This is a genomic window from Paraburkholderia sp. RL17-337-BIB-A, from assembly GCF_046025895.1.
Lineage (GTDB): Bacteria > Pseudomonadota > Gammaproteobacteria > Burkholderiales > Burkholderiaceae > Paraburkholderia > Paraburkholderia fungorum_C.
Genome location: NZ_JARESY010000002.1, coordinates 2,590,992 through 2,607,602 on the forward strand (window position 1 = coordinate 2,590,992; position 16,611 = coordinate 2,607,602).

Annotated in this window: 16 protein-coding genes and 2 pseudogenes; 8 read left to right on the forward strand and 10 right to left on the reverse strand. The window is 61.2% G+C overall.

The features are described from left to right. Positions 1-33: 33 nt before the first annotated feature. From P0D84_RS32320 to P0D84_RS32330, 3 genes are all read right to left on the reverse strand, one after another. Positions 34-474, reverse strand: a complete 441-nt coding sequence (locus P0D84_RS32320; RefSeq protein ID WP_408343380.1) for an SET domain-containing protein — start codon at positions 472-474, stop codon at positions 34-36. Between the two features lie 146 nt (positions 475-620). After that, positions 621-1,796: an FUSC family protein gene (locus tag P0D84_RS32325; RefSeq protein WP_408343382.1), complete on the reverse strand. Its 1,176-nt coding sequence runs from the start codon at positions 1,794-1,796 to the stop codon at positions 621-623. A 749-nt stretch (positions 1,797-2,545) separates the two neighbouring features. Then, on the reverse strand, positions 2,546-2,860 hold the full coding sequence (locus P0D84_RS32330) for a DUF4148 domain-containing protein (protein ID WP_408343384.1): 315 nt from the start codon (positions 2,858-2,860) through the stop codon (positions 2,546-2,548). A gap of 633 nt (positions 2,861-3,493) precedes the next feature. On the opposite strand from P0D84_RS32330, the gene P0D84_RS32335 reads away from it, so the two are divergent. Further along, positions 3,494-3,796 (forward strand): ArsR/SmtB family transcription factor, encoded by a 303-nt coding sequence (locus P0D84_RS32335; RefSeq protein WP_408346199.1) that lies wholly within the window; start codon positions 3,494-3,496, stop codon positions 3,794-3,796. Positions 3,797-3,898: 102 nt separating this feature from the next. Next, entirely contained in the window at positions 3,899-4,960 is a 1,062-nt protein-coding gene (locus tag P0D84_RS32340) for an alkene reductase (protein ID WP_323045259.1), read from the forward strand. Positions 4,961-5,158: 198 nt separating this feature from the next. On the opposite strand, the gene P0D84_RS32345 is transcribed toward P0D84_RS32340, so the two are convergent. Then, the gene (locus tag P0D84_RS32345) at positions 5,159-5,686 is read right to left on the reverse strand and encodes a GNAT family N-acetyltransferase (protein WP_408343387.1); all 528 of its coding nucleotides are present in this window, start codon (positions 5,684-5,686) and stop codon (positions 5,159-5,161) included. 136 nt (positions 5,687-5,822) lie between these two features. Between P0D84_RS32345 and P0D84_RS32350 the strand changes: the two genes are divergently transcribed. Both P0D84_RS32350 and P0D84_RS32355 read left to right on the forward strand, forming a co-directional pair. Then, positions 5,823-6,470, forward strand: a complete 648-nt coding sequence (locus tag P0D84_RS32350) for a VTT domain-containing protein (RefSeq protein WP_408343389.1) — start codon at positions 5,823-5,825, stop codon at positions 6,468-6,470. Between the two features lie 223 nt (positions 6,471-6,693). After that, positions 6,694-7,305 carry a LysE family translocator gene (locus P0D84_RS32355; RefSeq protein WP_408343391.1) on the forward strand — a complete coding sequence of 204 codons (612 nt, stop codon included), beginning with the start codon at positions 6,694-6,696 and terminating at the stop codon, positions 7,303-7,305. A gap of 233 nt (positions 7,306-7,538) precedes the next feature. On the opposite strand, the gene P0D84_RS32360 is transcribed toward P0D84_RS32355, so the two are convergent. From P0D84_RS32360 to P0D84_RS32375, 4 genes are all read right to left on the reverse strand, one after another. Next, a complete protein-coding gene (locus P0D84_RS32360; protein WP_408343393.1) occupies positions 7,539-8,039 on the reverse strand; it encodes an SRPBCC domain-containing protein in 501 nt (166 codons plus the stop codon). Then, positions 8,036-8,374 carry an ArsR/SmtB family transcription factor gene (locus tag P0D84_RS32365; protein WP_408343395.1) on the reverse strand — a complete coding sequence of 113 codons (339 nt, stop codon included), beginning with the start codon at positions 8,372-8,374 and terminating at the stop codon, positions 8,036-8,038. The genes P0D84_RS32360 and P0D84_RS32365 overlap by 4 nt, the downstream gene beginning before the upstream one ends. 2 nt (positions 8,375-8,376) lie before the next feature. Continuing rightward, a complete protein-coding gene (locus P0D84_RS32370) occupies positions 8,377-8,838 on the reverse strand; it encodes a VOC family protein (RefSeq protein WP_408343397.1) in 462 nt (153 codons plus the stop codon). Positions 8,839-9,335: 497 nt separating this feature from the next. Beyond that, the gene (locus P0D84_RS32375; protein WP_408343400.1) at positions 9,336-10,172 is read right to left on the reverse strand and encodes a sulfurtransferase; all 837 of its coding nucleotides are present in this window, start codon (positions 10,170-10,172) and stop codon (positions 9,336-9,338) included. 352 nt (positions 10,173-10,524) lie between these two features. Between P0D84_RS32375 and benD the strand changes: the two are divergent. From benD to P0D84_RS32395, 4 genes and pseudogenes are all read left to right on the forward strand, one after another. Continuing rightward, positions 10,525-10,638, forward strand: a pseudogene (gene benD / locus P0D84_RS32380) (1,6-dihydroxycyclohexa-2,4-diene-1-carboxylate dehydrogenase); the annotation flags it as partial. A gap of 258 nt (positions 10,639-10,896) precedes the next feature. Beyond that, a complete protein-coding gene (locus P0D84_RS32385; RefSeq protein WP_408343402.1) occupies positions 10,897-11,295 on the forward strand; it encodes a RidA family protein in 399 nt (132 codons plus the stop codon). 357 nt (positions 11,296-11,652) lie between these two features. After that, positions 11,653-12,945 (forward strand): MFS transporter, encoded by a 1,293-nt coding sequence (locus P0D84_RS32390; RefSeq protein ID WP_408343404.1) that lies wholly within the window; start codon positions 11,653-11,655, stop codon positions 12,943-12,945. Between the two features lie 36 nt (positions 12,946-12,981). Beyond that, positions 12,982-13,401: pseudogene (locus P0D84_RS32395) on the forward strand (polyhydroxyalkanoate depolymerase); the annotation flags it as partial. 62 nt (positions 13,402-13,463) lie between these two features. Here P0D84_RS32395 and P0D84_RS32400 read toward each other — a convergent pair. Continuing rightward, the gene (locus tag P0D84_RS32400) at positions 13,464-14,969 is read right to left on the reverse strand and encodes an efflux transporter outer membrane subunit (protein ID WP_408343406.1); all 1,506 of its coding nucleotides are present in this window, start codon (positions 14,967-14,969) and stop codon (positions 13,464-13,466) included. A 40-nt stretch (positions 14,970-15,009) separates the two neighbouring features. After that, on the reverse strand, positions 15,010-16,593 hold the full coding sequence (locus P0D84_RS32405; RefSeq protein WP_408343408.1) for a DHA2 family efflux MFS transporter permease subunit: 1,584 nt from the start codon (positions 16,591-16,593) through the stop codon (positions 15,010-15,012). Positions 16,594-16,611: the final 18 nt, after the last annotated feature.

Here is a 16,611-nt window from a genome sequence, read left to right on the forward strand (position 1 = left end):
CGACGCTGTATCGCCCTCCTGCGCCTTCCCCGTTCAGGCCGCGTCCGCCAGCATCGACTGACGACAGCCCGCAGCAGCACACCGGCACGCATACTGGCGTCGAACGTCCTCATCCTGGGGATCATCAATTGCCAGGCGATATTCAATAAAGAGTTCCTCGCCTGCCCTGATTTTTCTGAGCGTGTGGATGAAGATGCGGCCTGCGTCTTCGATGGTCTCGCAGTTAGGTGCACACGCATGGTTCAGCCACCTCGCGCTGTTCCCGCCGCGGCTGCCATCGATCACGCGACCATCCGACAGACCAAACAGGAACGTGTGCCCGGCGACCCCTTCGCGTCGATGACGGCGCACCGCTTCGCGCCAGCTTGTTAATTCACCCCGGTATTCGAGCACACGCTCACCCGCTGCGAGCGGCCGCATTGCGAACACGCCCTTTCCATGAACTGAAGACCGCCGGACGATGATGCGCCGCATACCGCTCCCGTGACTGATATATGCACCAGTATAGGAGCGGCAAAATTCCGCTTCCACCACTTCGTGATGTGTGAGTCATGGCCGGGTCATCGGCCCCGCGGCTCATCAACACCACGAGAACAGACGACGCATGCTGTATGCAAATCTCAAACGCTGACGTCGTTCGACGACGGCGGCAAATGCAGCCTACTGGTCGCGAGCATCACCGCTGCCAGCACAACGATTCCAGTGAGAATGCCCGATAGCCGCATCAGCGCAGGTACGGGATCGGCCGACCAATGATGGTCCTGCACAAATACCATGATGAATGCGATTGTGAATTGCCGGCCAACGTAGCTTGCTCCCTCCCGCCCCGTCTGCACGTGACAGCCTATCCACACGCCGACAGCCAACGCGAACATGCATAAAATCGCTTGCCCCTGCATCAGCGGCAGGAGCGCCACGCCGAGCGTACCGGCCAGCAGGCAGCCGGCCACGCGGTGTACCATCTTTTCCATGACCGGCTGCCGCGTTCTGTCTGCCGGCAAACCTGCCGGCAATATCAGCACCGCGATCGCCGTGACCATTGCTTGCGCGAATCCAGGCAGATGCAAAACATAGGTCAGGGCGGCAAGGATTGTGATTGCCAATGCGCCCTGCAAGCACAGCAGCATGCGAGTCGGGCGCATCGATTCTGGAGACGGCGGAAGAACTGCAGCGGAAGGCACCACGGATTCGCCGGCTGCGCGAGCCGTTGCAGACGCTGATGGCGGCCCCTTCTTCCCATACCACTTCGGCCCGAAGTGAAACACGCTCGCCACCAACAGGCAAGCGAGCGTTCCAACCATGACCTCGGCGACGCGCAGCGCCGCAAATAATGCGGTTGCTCGGACTGACACGAGCCCATGCGCTTCGTACGTCACCATCAGGGCAGTCACTCCGCCCAGGACCCAGGCGTACGCCGCTTTGGACCCGTTGGCCTGATATACCGCCACCGCTCCGATCGCCCCCAATGCGGGCACAAACAGCCACGGCCGGTCGCCGATCCAGGGTCCCACCATGGTTCCAAGCGCGGCACCGATCAACGTGCCCATGATGCGGTGTGCAGCACGTTCCACGGAGCCGGCAAAACTCGTTTGCATGACGGCGAAGCCGCTGATTGCTGCCCACCATGTGTCTGACAGATGCAATGCGTTTGCGAGCGCGACCGAAAGTGCGACCGAGAGCATCGCTTCCGCCCCGAATGTCGCGCGCTCCCTGGAAGGCTTCCAGGCCGCCAATTCACGTCCGAGCGACGATATGGCCATCCGGCAGATCTGAGCAAGCGTGCCGGCGAGCATCATTCACACCTCCGCAGTCTCGTACGGGTAAAGCGAGAAAGATAGACCAGCGGATCTGCAAGCCCAAGGTGCAACCCACTTGGCAGAATAGGACGGCACACAAGCCAAACGTGGAGCTCTGCGACGATGATCTTCGTTGAGCAGGATATTGGCTGGAGGTCTACGGTGTCGTCCGCCGATTGTCGACGATCTTGGCAGAGGTGTCGAATGACCGAAACTGGGCCGCCCTCTGAGCGTCATCGATCGGCTGAGCGCGACCCCCAGTAGTCGTTCAAAATCCTCTATCGCGGCCGTTCGCAGTCGTTCGACATCAGTGCACGTTGCCCGCCATTCCAGATCGCCGCGCCACTCATACTGCACGCCGCACGGTGGCCATCGTTACTGCGGTGCCAAGCGTCACGAGCTCGGCGCCGCGCTCGTCGCGTTCATCGCGATTGGCAAATGCGACGACCGAACGCGTGCCGTCATGAGCGATGAAGCGAAGGACGTAAGGGCGAATTGCAGATACCGGTGAGGACTGTGAAGCGCATGAGATACGAACCCGTGCGAGCGCGGCTAACGACATGGTGACTTCCTTGTTCGTTGAATTTCCCACCTATTCAGGTATTCAAACCGAAACTGGCCCGCTAGCAGAGCGTGCCCGCAGTAGCGGGACGGTGTCTAACAAGACACGAAGGGGCACCGCGCGCTCTGACCACGATGCTCGGGCGAGATATTTTTGTCAGCCTGCCCGGGGGTCCGAAATCAAAGCATTAATGGCGGCTGTACATCGCGTTCCAATCGGCCGTCGAGACGACCGGGCGCCCTGCTTCTGAAGATCCAGCTACGGCACCGCCGTAACCACTTGCTACGCCTTTGTCCGCAGCAACCTTGGCTTCAGCGGCCTGGATTTCAGCCGGATAGGACGTGTGGTCGCCGTCGCCCACGTGATAGCCGGCTTTCTCGATCTGGACAAGCTCGGCGCGCACTTGCGCACGGGTGACAGGCCCGTTCGATTGAGCGAACGAGACGGCTGGCATGGCCAAGGCCGAAGCGAGAACGAAAGCGGGAATGAGTGACTTGAGCATGGTTAAACTTCCAGTTATTGGCCGCGAACGGCGTTGTTGAATGCAGGCAATGTGTTGCGACGACAGTGGAAGTCAGTATAAACCCGAACTATTAAATATTAAGACATAATAGTTTTTATCGAACCCATAGGTAGTCTTGAATCGGGTTGACTGCCGGACGACCGTCCGTGGACCGGCTGCGGCCGGCCAACGGCTGGACCTGTGCTGACGTGCGGGCCGGGCATTCCCCGATGGCAGCGTGCCGCCTTTGCCGTGCCGGTTTGCGGCGTAGTGCAGCATAATGTGGCTCTCTCAGGTTCTGGCGCACCCCTCGGAATAGCCAGAATCTTTAGCCGACCCTAACCCGGTCGGCTTTTTTTTCGACCTGGCCGTCTGCCATGAGCGACTACGAGCGTTCGCGAGTGGCGGCACCCTCGCCGGGCGCGGCTAGCATCTCAGCGGGTTTCCGGAAAATAGGGTTTTTGTGCGTCGACTCCTATCGCCCCCTATCGCCCCCATCGCCAGTAGTGCCTTCACACATATCGTTAAATGACGATATATGATTCGTCTTGTAGCGATGCAGATGCAGGGCGCTGCCTCGCCGCTAGCCGGCGGCACGCCCGCCTGTTATTGATGACCCAAAAACCGATCCACATGACGCTCGATATCGACGCGATTCACAAAGCGCTTGCCAACCCTGTACGCAGGGAGATTCTCGGCTGGTTGCGCGAGCCGTACGCGCATTTCTCCGACCAGGAGCTGCCGCTCGATCACGGCGTGTGCGCCGGCAAGATCGACGCGCGCTGCGGGCTGTCGCAGTCCACCGTGTCGGCGCACCTTGCCGCCTTGCAGCGCGCGGGTCTCGTCACGTCGAAGCGGGTTGGTCAATGGGTGTTTTTCAAACGCAACGAGGCCGTCATTCAGGCCTTTCTCGAGCACATGAATACCGGGCTCTGAGCGCTTCATCCGCATCGCCGCGTTTTTTTGCTTGTTTCGTCTATTTCATTGCGCAGTTTTTTAAGGCTCGGGCCACGCGCCCGCCACCTGAGGTGAACTCATATGCCGACTCTTTTTGACCCGCTCCAGATTGGCGACATCACGTTGTCCAACCGCATCATCATGGCGCCGCTCACGCGTCAACGCGCCGAGGAAATTCGCGTGCCGAACGCGCTGATGGCGAAGTACTACGCCGAACGCGCCACGGCGGGCCTGATCATCAGCGAAGCCACTTCGGTCACGCCGCAAGGTGTCGGTTACGCCGACACGCCGGGCATCTGGTCGCAAGAACAGGTCGAAGGCTGGAAGCTCGTCACGAACGCCGTGCATGCAGCCGGCGGCAAGATCTTCCTGCAACTGTGGCACGTCGGCCGTATTTCGGACCCCCTGTTCCTGAACGGCGAACTGCCGGTCGCGCCGAGCGCTATCGCGGCACAAGGCCACGTGAGCCTGGTGCGTCCAGAGCGTCCGTACGTGACGCCGCGCGCGCTCGAACTCGATGAAATCGCCGGGGTGGTCGACGCATTCCGCAAAGGCGCCGAAAACGCCAAGGCCGCGGGTTTTGACGGCGTGGAAGTGCACGGCGCGAACGGTTATCTGCTCGACCAGTTCCTGCAGGACAGCACCAACACGCGTACCGACGCTTATGGCGGCCCGATCGAAAACCGCGCGCGCCTGCTGCTCGAGATCACCGACGCATGTATCGATGTCTGGGGCGCGAACCGTGTCGGCGTTCACCTCGCACCGCGCCGCGACGCACACGCCATGGGCGATTCGGATCCGGCGGGTACTTTTGGTTATGTGGCACGCGAACTCGGCAAGCGCAAGATTGCGTTCATCGCCGCCCGCGAAGCGCTCGGCGACGACCGCCTCGGCCCGCAACTGAAGAAGGCATTCGGCGGCCCGTACATCGCGAACGAAAAGTTCACCAGGGAAACCGCGCAGCAAGTACTCGACGCCGGTGAAGCCGACGCGGTGGCGTGGGGTCAGCTGTTCATCGCGAATCCGGATCTGGTGCGCCGCTTCGAGACGAATGCGCCGTTGAACAAGCCGAATCCGGCCACGTACTATGCACGCGGCGAAGTCGGCTACGTGGATTATCCGACGCTGGAAACGGTGGAATAAGCAGTTGAAGTCAGCCCGGGCTTAAGCCGCTTCGTTAAAGCGGCTGATTACTCGTAGCAGGCTGCAAGACCACGCGGCGGGTGGGACCGGAACGATGTCCGGCCACGCCCGCCGCGTTTTTTCATGCATTGGCTGTTGCGTACAGCGCGCCCTGCCCGCGCTACATGCGATCCAGGCGCTCACGTCTGCCGTCTGCCCTCATACCAGATCACGCCGCATGAACACGCGCTTCGATTCGTCGAGCCCTCGCGCGATATGCGCATGGCGCCGGGCGATCAGCGCGGCGTCGAGATCGGCCTCCTCCATATCGCGAAAGCCGAGCCGTCGATAGTACGGTGCGTTCCACGGCACTTCGCGAAACGTCGACAAGATGAGCTGCATGACCTGTTGCGCACGCGCGAGTTGCACGACCTGTTCGATCAGTGCCGCGCCGATACGTTGCCCGGCATGTGACGTGAGTACATCGAGTTCCTGCACATAAAAACGCGCGGGCTGCGGCTCGAACATCACGAACCCCACGCAGGTCCCATCGGCATCCACGGCGACGACAATCTCCCGCGCCTCGATCTTGCGGTTGACGAGTTCCAACGCCATCGGCGGCGCATCGGCGATACCTGTCATGTCGACGCTGACGAAGCGCTGGCCAGCCTCGAATTCGATCGCACGGATAGCGTCCGCATCGTGCGGCGCGGCAAGGCGGAACGTGAGACTGGAAGCATGTTGCATAGGCGTTTCGTAGCGTTCTTTTAAACGCGATTTCGCAAGACACACCCCGATGTTGGCATTAACACCACGAAATAAACAAGTGCTCGCGGCTCCGCGGGACTAAACTCCCGAACACCCCAATCCCTTTCGAATCAAGATGGACCTCATGCATGTGCTGCAGGTCGCCCTGCACTTCGACCAGCACCTGAGCGGCCTGATCGTGCAATACGGCACTGCCGTCTACGCGATGCTGTTTCTCGTCGTATTCGTGGAAATAGGCTTTCTGCCGCTCTTCTTTTTGCCTGGCGATCCCCTGATCTTCATCTGCGGCGGTCTTGCCGCGACCGGCGCGCTGAATGTCTGGCTCGTGATTCCCGTGCTGTTCGCCGCCACGGTGGCGGGCAGCATCGTCGACTATGCGATCGGCCGCGCGGTCGGCGAAAAAGTCTACACGGCCGACTACCGCTGGCTCGACAAGCATGCGCTGCGTAAAGCGCATGCGTTTTACGAGGCACGCGGCGGCCTGACCTTTTTGCTGTCGCCGTTCATTGCCGTCGTGCGCACTTTCGCGCCGTTCGTCGCCGGCGTTTCGCGCATGACGTTCGCGCGTTTCGTGTCGTTCGTCACGGCCGGGGCGGCGCTGTGGATCGTGTCGCTGGTGGCGGCCGGCTATCTGTTTGGCAACGTACCGCTGGTACGCGATCATATGAGTTCGATTGTGCTGCTGGGTGTCTCGCTCGGTGTCGGATCGTTGTTGATGAGCGCCGTGTGGCGCTTCGTCAACCGGAGGTTGCGGGCTCACTGAGCCGTGGTTGCGGGCGCGCTGAACCGGCGGTTGCGGACTCGCTGAGTCGCCGGTTGCGGACTCGCTGAGTCGCCGGTTGCGGACTCGCTGAGTCGCCGGTTGCGGACTCGCTGAGTCGCCGGTTGCGGACTCGCTGAGTCGCCGGTTGCGAGCGCGCTGAGCGGTGGTTGCGTACGCACTAAACCGAAGGTTTGCGCGCACACCGAATTTCGTGGAGATCGTTATGGCGCTATCTGCTTTGCTCGTCTTCGCGCTGGCGCTGATCATCGCCGCCGGTACGCCCGGCCCCAGCATCGCCGCGCTGGTCGCGCGGGTGCTGACCAACGGCTTTCGTGACGTCCTGCCGTTTCTCGCCGCGATGTGGCTCGGCGAAGCATTGTGGCTCACCTGCGCGGTGGCCGGCCTCGCGGTGATCGCGCGCAGCTTCGGCATGGTGTTCGTCGCGCTGAAATTCGTCGGCGTCGCCTATCTGCTGTTCCTTGCATGGAAAATGTGGCGCGCGCCAGCCGACGTAGAAGGCCGCGACTTGCCGAGCGGCCAGTCGCCGTGGCGCATGTTCGTCGCCGGCCTGCTGGTCACGCTCGGCAACCCGAAGATCATGATGTTCTATCTCGCGTTGCTGCCGACCATCATCGATCTGTCGCGCATCGGCACCGTCGCGTGGTTCGAACTGACGCTCACCATGCTGATCGTGCTGATGGCCGTCGACTTCGGCTGGGCCCTGCTCGCCACACGTGGGCGCAAGCTACTGAGCACCCGCCGTGCCGTCAGGATCACCAATCGCGCGAGCGCTACGGTTATGGCCGGTGTGGCCGCCGCTATTGCGACACGCTGAGCTTCGACTTGGCGGCCTGGCGGCATAGTGGCTATCGCCACAGCTGACCGTAGACTCGCCGGCTTTTCAGCCTGGCGGCACAGCGGCTATCGCCACACGCTGACCGTAAACTCGCTGGCTTTCAGCCTGGCGGCGCATCGACTATCACCACACGCTGACCGTAAGCTCACTGGCTTTTCAGCCTGGCGGCGCAGCGACTATCGCCACACTCTGACCGTAAGCTCACTGGCTCTTCAGCCTGGCGGCACAGCCGCGGCTTGCACTTCAATACGTAGAGACGCCAGCAAAGCCTGCCACCATTCGCCGTGCCGCAGCAGAAATACACGCTCGGGGAAATGGTGGCGCGCCACATGTTCTTGCGGCACCGTATCCCAGCCGCGATGCTCAACTGTCACGCGCGTTTCGTCGCCCACCGCTTCGAAACGCACCTCGACATGCGTGTGCTGCGCATCGGTGAAACTGGCCTGACGCCAGCCGAATGCCAGACGCTCGCCCGGCTCCCAGGCCGTGACTCTGCCGATCTCGAACACGCTGCCATCCGCCTGTGTTTCGACGAGGCGTCCGAGTTCTCCGGACGCTGACGAAGACTCGAACGACAGCACGCCCGCGCCTTGCGGCGTGAACTGAAACAGCCCGTTTGGCCGCCACCATCTGCCGATCTCGCGCGTGAACACTTCGAACGCGCGCCGCGGCGTGGCCGCGACGCGTAGCGACACCTGCACGCGTGAGCTCATGCCTGCTGCTCCAGATGCGCCTTGAACGACAGCAATTGCTCGGACCACAAGGCTTCGGTCTGTTCGAGCCATGCCTTCAGTTCGCTCATCGGCGCCGATCTCAGCACGTAGAGACGCACGCGCGCGTCGACGCCGTCGTGCGATTCTTCGATCAGTTCGCTCGAACGCAGCACCCGCAAATGCCGGCTCATCGCCTGCGGCGAGAGGCCGGTGGCTTGCGCGAGTTCGCCCGCGCGCATCGGCTGCTGGCTGAGCAGATCGACCACCTGACGCCGGTTCGGATCGGCTAGTGCGGCCAACGTGCGGTCGAGCGAGACGCTGGCTGGCAGTCCCATCGTTACACCCATCCTTCGATTTTCAGGCCGCTCACGCGTTCGGCTTCCTCGCGCGACACTTCGCGCACCGTCTGACCGAAGCTCCAGATGTGCCCTTCCGGATCGCGCGCCGCGTAGACGCGGTCGCCGTAAAACTGATCCGCGGGCTCGCGCGTGATCACGGCGCCCGCGGCGCGCGCACGGGCGCAATGTTCGTCGATGCCCTCGCGCAGTTGCACGTGCACCGATTGCGTATTCTTGCCGCCGATCGAAGCCGGGCTCGCGGCGTCTTCCGACCATTCCCGGCAGACCATCACGTAGCTGTCGCCGAAGCGCATTTCCGAGTGGCCCAATTGGCCGTCGCTATCCGTGATGACCATCTGACGCTCGAAGCCGAACGCTTTCTCCAGCCAATCGAGCGCGGCAAACGGGTCCTTGTAGTACACCGACGCACCCAGCGAAGGACGTTGATACGGCTCGTTCATGGTCGCCTCATTTTGTAAACCTTTCGGTTGATATTTAACACTATAGTTAAACAAATCGAAAAGGCAAAGATGGCATGACGCTGCCCGGTGTTCCTTCACTATAAAGTCGAAAAAATTTACCAATAAAGATGAAAACGTTCAGATTTGCGTCAACAAAATACTCGGAAAAACGAAATCAATCTGAAAACTATAAAACCTGAACGTCACCGGGTCCAGCGGTCGTCCCGTAGCCAGCAGCAAGTCGTCGGCCATTGCCGACGGTGACCGAATAGGAACGTGCGGCCGCTCCAGGTCCCTTTGCCGGCATTCGCGACCAGGTGTCGGCGAGTATCAGCTTTCGTTATGGCGAATGAGTCTTTCCGACCCGTTCCGGTCCCTCGCATTTCTCTTGAACGGTCATTCGCGGGCGTAATGGCTTCCGCGCGAGAGCCGACTCGAAGGCTACCGGTCGAGCGCTCCGGTTCCACTTGCAGTGAAGCGGGACTGAGCGTGGACAGTCAGTCGGTGGTTACTGGCAAGTCGTGGCGGGTACCCCACTCAGACCAGGAGCCGTCATATACCTTTATATCAGTTACGCCGATCACCTCCGCCGCTAGGGCGGGAACACACGCTGTCACTCCGGAACCGCAGCTAAAAATAAGCCGCTTCGATGCCAAAGAATGACTATTGAAGATGGTTTGCAATTCGTCTTCAGAACGCATAACGCCTTGATCGAGTACCGTGTCGAAGGGCATATTTACTGCGCTTGGGATATGTCCGCCACGCAGCCCCGCACGTGGCTCAGGAACCATTCCTTTGAATCGCCCCGAAGACCTCGCATCGACAATCGCACGGTCAGCGGATTGCATCGCTTCGCGGACAGATTCAGCGTCGCAAAACACCTCTGGTCGAAAGTTCGCGACGAAATTGCCAGGCTGCCTCCGCGAGTCAGACTTACTCGGCGAACTCGTGGGACCCGTCGCTCGCCAGGCAGGCAAGCCGCCATTGAGCACCGTGACCTTGTCGTGGCCCATAGCCTTGAATGCGAGCCGCAGCCGCGGGCTTGCGTAAATGCCAAACTTATCGAACACAACGATCGTATGGTCTTGATTTACGCCCAGCGCCTGCGCATCCTCCGAAAATTTGTTGGGTGTGGCCAGCATGTGAGGTAAAACCTGACCCTCGTCTGCGAAATACTTATTGAGATCAACGTATATGGAACCGGGAATTCCCTCGTCCTCAGGCGGTGGTGCTGCACCGGCCGACACCGCCGACGGAAGTCCCGCCTCCAGAATGATGAGGTCCGGTCTTGTCATGTTTTCTTGCAACCAGGCAACAGAAATAAGCGGTTCCATAGTTTCGTTTAGTTCGAATTTAGACGTCGGGTTGCGAATGTCGCACTGGCCTCGCGGCCACAGCGCGAAGAGATCGATTGTTGACGATTACAGCCAAGGCGTCGAGTGGCCGAAATTGGCCGATAGCACCAATTCGCTGAACGTGCCGCCATGGGGATACTGGAATTCGCAATGGCGGCTTTCTGGCGGTTTGTGCGAACGCGTACTGCCGGCCATGAAGGGACGTCGGCCCACGCTTTCACCCGGACGTTCGAACGTCGGCTCCGCCTCAGATTGCGGACCTTCGTGCGCGGATCACGCGTCGTCGCCTGCCGTGCCCATCCGGCTCGACCTGAGATCGCTCGCCTCTCTAAAGCGCTACGGCAGCATTGACGAACAGGTCGCACCAATTCTGTTCCTCGCGTCGGATGAGGCGGGTTATATGACCGGCACTGTATTGCCCGTAGCTGGTGGCGACACGGGCTGACTTATGAATCGCCTCGAGCAGCCTGAGCACTGACGCGTCACAACCGCAGGTGACGAACTCTCTTGCCGACTACGAACTGAGGTTATGCAGTCTCGAGCAGAGACCGTCGCTGCAACTGGGTCGGCAAGAGCACCGCATGCATGGCATTAGTATCGCCTTATAAATTTGAGGCGACCGATTGGCAACACGTGCGCCGCCACAGCTTGCATCAGTGTAGGTTTAGCGCCGCCATCGTGTCCCCTGCAGGAGACAGATTTCATGAGTGAACGCGAAGCCGTTATCCCTGCCGGGATGGAGGCAGTCTACGAAAAGATTCGTTACGCCCCGGCGGTCAAGGTGGGCAACACGATTTACGTGTCCGGCCAGATTGGGCGTGATATGGCCATGCAGCTCGTCGAAGGCCGCGAAGCGCAAATAGTCCAGGCGTTCGAAAATCTCGCGCGGGCTCTGTCGGCGGCAGGTGCATCGTTGGGCGACGTGGTAGACCTGACCACTTACCACACTGATATGCGCGACCTGCCATTGTTCATGAAGGTGCGTGACCAATACCTCACTACGCACCCGTTGCCGGCTTGGACAGCGGTCGGCGCGCACATGCCTGGCGGTGCGGCAGGTTACATCGTTGAAATCAAGCGGAGCGCGGTATTGCCTGATTAACCCTGTGATAACGCGCGTGTCCGAAACCGCTTATATCCCCGTATAGGCAAGTTACGCTAACGGAGCGTTGGCATATCCCACCGTAGAGTAGATTCGCGTTTCGGCAAAACCTACTCTTCTCGCTGCGACGGACTGCCGCTTGGCGGAACGGAGCAAGTACCGACTACCCCGAAAGCTCGGGTGCCGCAGGAGAACCGAATGGCCTCGAATTTTTAAGCCATCAAGTTATTCTGGACCAGGCGGCAGTAACCGCGATATGCCGCCGCACGGCAGGAGCTCCGCTGAAAAAGATGATGGACCATCAACCACGCGACTACTTGACAGCGATGGAAGGGGTTCCCAAAGGATTGGAGACAAATGAAGACCGGTAAATATCGCTATGTCGTCGCCTTGCTGCTGTTCGTCGCGGGCGCCATCAATTACATGGACCGCGCGGCACTCGGCGTCGTCGCGCCGATCATCAACAAGGAACTGAGCCTCTCGCCGTCGGAACTGGGCATCGTGTTCAGCAGCTTCTTCTTCGGCTATTCCATCTTTGCGTTCGTCGGCGGCCACCTGGCCGACAAATACGGACCGCGCCACGTGTTCAGCTGGGCGATGGGCAGCTGGTCAATCTTTTGCGGCCTGACCGCGGCCGTGACCGGCTTCGGCACGCTGCTGCTCTCCCGCGCGCTGTTCGGCTTCGGCGAAGGTCCGATGAATTCGACGACGAACCGCGCGATCACCAACTGGTTTCCGCGTCACGAAACCTCGACGATGATCGGCTTCACGTTCTCCGGTCAAACCGTTGGCAGCGCGATCGCCGGACCGATTGTTGGGCTGATCGCGGTTGCGTACGGATGGCGCACCTCATTCGTGATCATCGCTGCGCTCGGGCTCGTCTGGATCGTTGCATGGCGTTTGTTCGCGACCGACAAGCCCGCCGGGAACCGTCGCGTCGGCGCACTGGAACGCGAGATGATCGAAGCGAGCCGCAGCGCGATTCATCCCGCAGAAGCCGGCAACGACAGCACGCCGCTGCGCAGCTACCTGATGCGTCCGAGCACGCTCGCGCTCGGCGTCGGACTGTTCGCGGTGAACTACACACTGTTCGTGTTCATCTCGTGGATGCCGAGCTACTTCACCAACGCCCTCCATCTCGACATCAAGCAGATGAGCGTCCTGAGCGCGGTGCCGTGGGCGTGTGGCGGCATCGGCTACTTTGGCGGCGGCCTGATCGCCGACGCCTTCTTCAAGCGCATGAAAGACAAGCTGCTCGCTCGAAAGATCTCGGCGGTGGTGCCGCTCGCGCTCTCGGGTCTGGCGATGCTCGGCGTCAGCATGGTGGATTCCACCGCGCCAGCGGTGATCCTGGTCGCGTGCGCCGTGATGTTTCTCACGGCGTCGTCGCAGGCATGCTGGGCCACCATGCACGAGCTCGTGCCGGGGCGCCATCTCGGTGGTGTGAGCGGGTTCGTGCACCTGATGAGCAACATCTCCGGCATCGTCGGCCCGACGATGATGGGCTTGGCGGTACAGTACCTCGGCGGCTATGGTAGCGGCTTCATGCTCGGCGCGGCTATCGATCTGGTTGGCGTGCTCACGATGATCTTTGTGATCGGCAACCGCAAGCCGGGCAATGCGGTCGAGACGAGCGGCACGGTGGCCTGAAGGCCTCGCGTCTAAGTGCCGAAGATGTCGGTAAGCGATGCGATGAATGCACACCGCCGCATCTATGACGAGTACAACGCTGTACTCGACATGGACGCTAACTATTACCTCGACACGATCCGGGTGGTCTTCCAGGAATTCCGCCTGGCTGAAGGCACCTGGGATGTGGCCGGCGAACGGGTGCGGTCGCAGGACATCAAGAAGACCGCCCTCTTCACGATTGAAGGCGAGCTGGACGACATCTCCGGCAGCGGCCAGACGCTTGCGGTGCAGGAGCTGTGCACCGGCATCGCGGAGAAGAACAAGCGGCATTTCACGGCGGAAAAGTGCGGCCATTACGACATTTTCTCAGGGCGCCGCTGGCGCACCATCATCTGCCCGCAGTTGCGAGACTTCATCCTCGAGTACAGCAATGCACCGAAAGCCGTGAGGGAAAAGGCCGAAACGCAGGCGTAGTCAAGCCGCCGGCGGGCGCACGGGGCCCCTGCCGCAATCAATGCTGTCCTTCTCGCTCGCGCTCAACGCGAAGTGACCGCGTGACCTTTTGGGGCGCCCACCGGCCCAGCCGTCACAAGAAGCAGACGAGCGGTATCGGCCAGGCGCTGGCCGCGAACCCGGATCTGCTTGAGGTCATAAAACTGCCGGTCGTTCGTGGCCTGCAGCAGTGCGGCATAGCCTGTCGCACCGTCCATGTAGGCAGCCTTGTCGAACGCTTCGGTGCGGCGTGCGGAGTCTGCGGCTTGCGTGATAGCACCGTCCTGGCTCACATCGTTCGACAGGGCATTCAGACTATCCGCCACCTCACCGAACGCTTTGACCACCGTCTGATGATAATCCGCCAGGGCAGCACCGTAGCCCGCCTGCGCCGCCTGTTTCTGCGCGCGCAGTCTGCCTCCTTCGAACACTGGCGCGCTGATGCCTCCTAGCGCATCCCATGCCAGTTCGGACGGCCCGGCAAAGAGTCCTTCGACACTCAGCGATCCCGTCAACGCGATGTCCGGATACATATCAGCCGTCGCGATGCCAATCTGTGCGTTTTCCGCATGCAGGCTGGCTTCGGCAGCCTGGATGTCCGGACGCCGGCGCACCAGCGCTGAAGGCAGTGTCAACGGAATGTCTTGTGGCAGGTGGAGTTCCGCGAGGTCGATTGCGGGCGCGCTCCACGTGCCCGGCGTCTTCCCGGCCAGTACGGTCAGCGCGTCCTGCGCCGCCGCAAGTCTCTGCTGCTCGACGGCGATCCGGCCTTCTATATCGTCGACTGACCGGTTCTTTTGTTCGAGATCGACTTCCGATACACCTCCCGTCGCGCGCGCGCGTTGCAGGATGCGCTGCTGCGCCGTGCTGGACACGAGTATCGATTGCAGCGCGTCCAGTTGGTCGCGTATCGACGCCGCCGCGATCACTTCGTTGACGATGTCGCCGCTGACGTTCAGTCTCACGGCTTCCAGCTCGTCGGCCTGTACTTCGGCCAGTGCGTCGGATCGTTCCTTAGAGCGGCGAATCCTGCCAAAGAGATCGAAGTCGTAAGTGACGGAAGGTCCGATCGCATAGTACGAGTAAGGCGCAAACGCCTTGGCTTCCTCGCCGAGGAACGCCGCGCCGTAGCGCGTACGGCCCGAACTTGCCGACAGGTCGACTTGCGGCAGGCGCTCGCCTTGCACGGCGTCGGCGATGCGACGCGCGCGTGCCAGCTTTCCTAGCGCACTGGCAATGTCGTAGTTGTTTGCGAGGCCTTCATCGACGAGCGCATTCAGGCGTGGCGAATCGAACGCTTGCCACCACGCCTCGTTGGACCCGTTCGCGGAGCTGAGCCGCTGCGCGGCTGCGCCGGCGGCGGTGATGCTCGACGGTTGACTGCGCAGATAGGTCGTGTCGGCTGGTGGCGCGGGCGCGTGAAACTCCGGGCCCACCGCACAGCCGCCGATGGCGGTAACGATCAATGAAAGCGTGATGGGCCGAGCTAGTCGGCGCAATCTCGCCGCCTTCTCAGATCCGGGAATATCCGCACTGTCGATTGATTTCATATCAGTACCTCTGTTGAATGCTGGACGGCTCGATGAGCGCTCAGCGCGCGGGCCGTCGAAGCATGAATACGAGTCCGAGCGCAATGGCCATCAGCGCGCCCTGCAGATAGATGGCGTCGCCATACGCCAGATACATCGCCTGTTGATGAACACTACGGCCTATCGCTATCAGTGCCTCGTGCTGCGCCCCCGCCTGGTCGGAGTTTCCGTGAGCGACAAACCAGTTCGTCATGTCGGCAATGCGCTGCGTGGTGGACTCCGAAAAATCGGAGATGCTGGACGTCAAAATCTGCGAGTGAAAATGCTCGCGCCGGTCGGTGAATGTTTCGAGAACCGCGATACCGATCGCGCCACCCAGGTTTCTCATCATGTTGAACAACGCCGCCGCCGATCCCGCGTGCTCTCGCTCGACATCGCCAACCGCGATCGACGAGAGCGGCGTCATGACCAGCACCTGTGCGAATGCCCGCACGATGTCGGCCGTAAAGAACTGCGGGCCCGAATAGTCGGAAGACAGATGGATCGACATCAACGTGCCAACCACATACAGCAGGAAACCGAAACCCGCTAGCATGCGCGGGTCGTACTTCCGCACGAGACGCGGCATCACCGGAATCAGCAGAAGCTGCGGCGGCCCAAGCCACAGCATGACTGCGCCGGTCTGCGCCGCGCTGTATCCCTGAATGCGGGCGAGATAGGTCGGCAACGTAAGAAGCCAGCCGTAAATGGTAAAGCCAAACAACAGATTGGCCGCGCTCGCGAAGCCGAAATTGCGGCGCCCCAGAATGCGCAACTGCAAAAGCGGTTCGAGACGCCGGAGCTCGATCACAATGAAGGCGACCAGGCAAAACACCGCGAGCACGCTGAGCCGCACGATGAAGGGAGAGCCGAACCAGTCCCGCCGGTTCCCCTCTTCCAGCACGACCTGAAGCGCACCGAGCCCGACGGCCATCGTGAGCATGCCCCACCAGTCGCCCTGGGCGAACAGTCGCCATTGACGGGGCGTTTTCGGCACGGAGTACCAGAGAATCGCGAACGTCACCAGGCCGGGCGGCAGACTGACGAAGAAAATGGACCGCCATCCCAGCAGGTCGTTGAAGAAGCCGCCTATCGCGGGCCCGAGCGACGGCGCCATGACGGCCGCGAGCGAGAAAAGCGCAACGCCGATCGGCTGCTTCGAACGCGGCAGCGTCGTCATCACGATCGAAAACGACAGCGGTATCAGGCCACCGCCCGTGAAGCCCTGTATGGCCCGCAACACCACCATCTGCCCCAGTGTGTGCGCGAACGAGCAAGCCACCGTGAAGATGACGAAAAGCAGCGTGCTGCTCAGGATATATGTGCGCACCGACAGCATTCGGGCCAGCCAACCGCTCATCGGAATGACAATGATCTCCGCGACGAGATACGCCGTTGTAATCCAGTTCCCCTCGTCGGAGCCCGCGCCGATCCCTCCCTCCACGTTTGCGAGGCACGACGCGATGATCTGGATATTCAGGATTGCTATGAACGCGCCGAGTGCCGCGCCGAACACCGCCAGCCAGGTTCCAACCGATACCGCATCGGCATCAGCGCCCGTCCCGTCCGCTGGCGTCTGCTTCGAATTCGAAATCGTTGTCGACATGATCTCACCTCGTTTATG

What these genes read in the sequence shown, in the direction of transcription:
- P0D84_RS32370 (WP_408343397.1), bottom strand. Translation starts at nt 8,838, where the DNA reads ATGAACGAGCCGTATCAACGTCCTTCGCTGGGTGCGTCGGTGTACTAC.
- P0D84_RS32390 (WP_408343404.1), top strand. Translation starts at nt 11,653, where the DNA reads ATGAAGACCGGTAAATATCGCTATGTCGTCGCCTTGCTGCTGTTCGTC.
- P0D84_RS32365 (WP_408343395.1), bottom strand. Translation starts at nt 8,374, where the DNA reads ATGGGACTGCCAGCCAGCGTCTCGCTCGACCGCACGTTGGCCGCACTA.
- P0D84_RS32335 (WP_408346199.1), top strand. Translation starts at nt 3,494, where the DNA reads ATGACGCTCGATATCGACGCGATTCACAAAGCGCTTGCCAACCCTGTA.
- P0D84_RS32340 (WP_323045259.1), top strand. Translation starts at nt 3,899, where the DNA reads ATGCCGACTCTTTTTGACCCGCTCCAGATTGGCGACATCACGTTGTCC.
- P0D84_RS32400 (WP_408343406.1), bottom strand. Translation starts at nt 14,969, where the DNA reads ATGAAATCAATCGACAGTGCGGATATTCCCGGATCTGAGAAGGCGGCG.
- P0D84_RS32375 (WP_408343400.1), bottom strand. Translation starts at nt 10,172, where the DNA reads ATGGAACCGCTTATTTCTGTTGCCTGGTTGCAAGAAAACATGACAAGA.
- P0D84_RS32355 (WP_408343391.1), top strand. Translation starts at nt 6,694, where the DNA reads ATGGCGCTATCTGCTTTGCTCGTCTTCGCGCTGGCGCTGATCATCGCC.
- P0D84_RS32405 (WP_408343408.1), bottom strand. Translation starts at nt 16,593, where the DNA reads ATGTCGACAACGATTTCGAATTCGAAGCAGACGCCAGCGGACGGGACG.
- P0D84_RS32325 (WP_408343382.1), bottom strand. Translation starts at nt 1,796, where the DNA reads ATGATGCTCGCCGGCACGCTTGCTCAGATCTGCCGGATGGCCATATCG.
- P0D84_RS32360 (WP_408343393.1), bottom strand. Translation starts at nt 8,039, where the DNA reads ATGAGCTCACGCGTGCAGGTGTCGCTACGCGTCGCGGCCACGCCGCGG.
- P0D84_RS32350 (WP_408343389.1), top strand. Translation starts at nt 5,823, where the DNA reads ATGGACCTCATGCATGTGCTGCAGGTCGCCCTGCACTTCGACCAGCAC.
- P0D84_RS32345 (WP_408343387.1), bottom strand. Translation starts at nt 5,686, where the DNA reads ATGCAACATGCTTCCAGTCTCACGTTCCGCCTTGCCGCGCCGCACGAT.
- P0D84_RS32385 (WP_408343402.1), top strand. Translation starts at nt 10,897, where the DNA reads ATGAGTGAACGCGAAGCCGTTATCCCTGCCGGGATGGAGGCAGTCTAC.
- P0D84_RS32320 (WP_408343380.1), bottom strand. Translation starts at nt 474, where the DNA reads ATGCGGCGCATCATCGTCCGGCGGTCTTCAGTTCATGGAAAGGGCGTG.
- P0D84_RS32330 (WP_408343384.1), bottom strand. Translation starts at nt 2,860, where the DNA reads ATGCTCAAGTCACTCATTCCCGCTTTCGTTCTCGCTTCGGCCTTGGCC.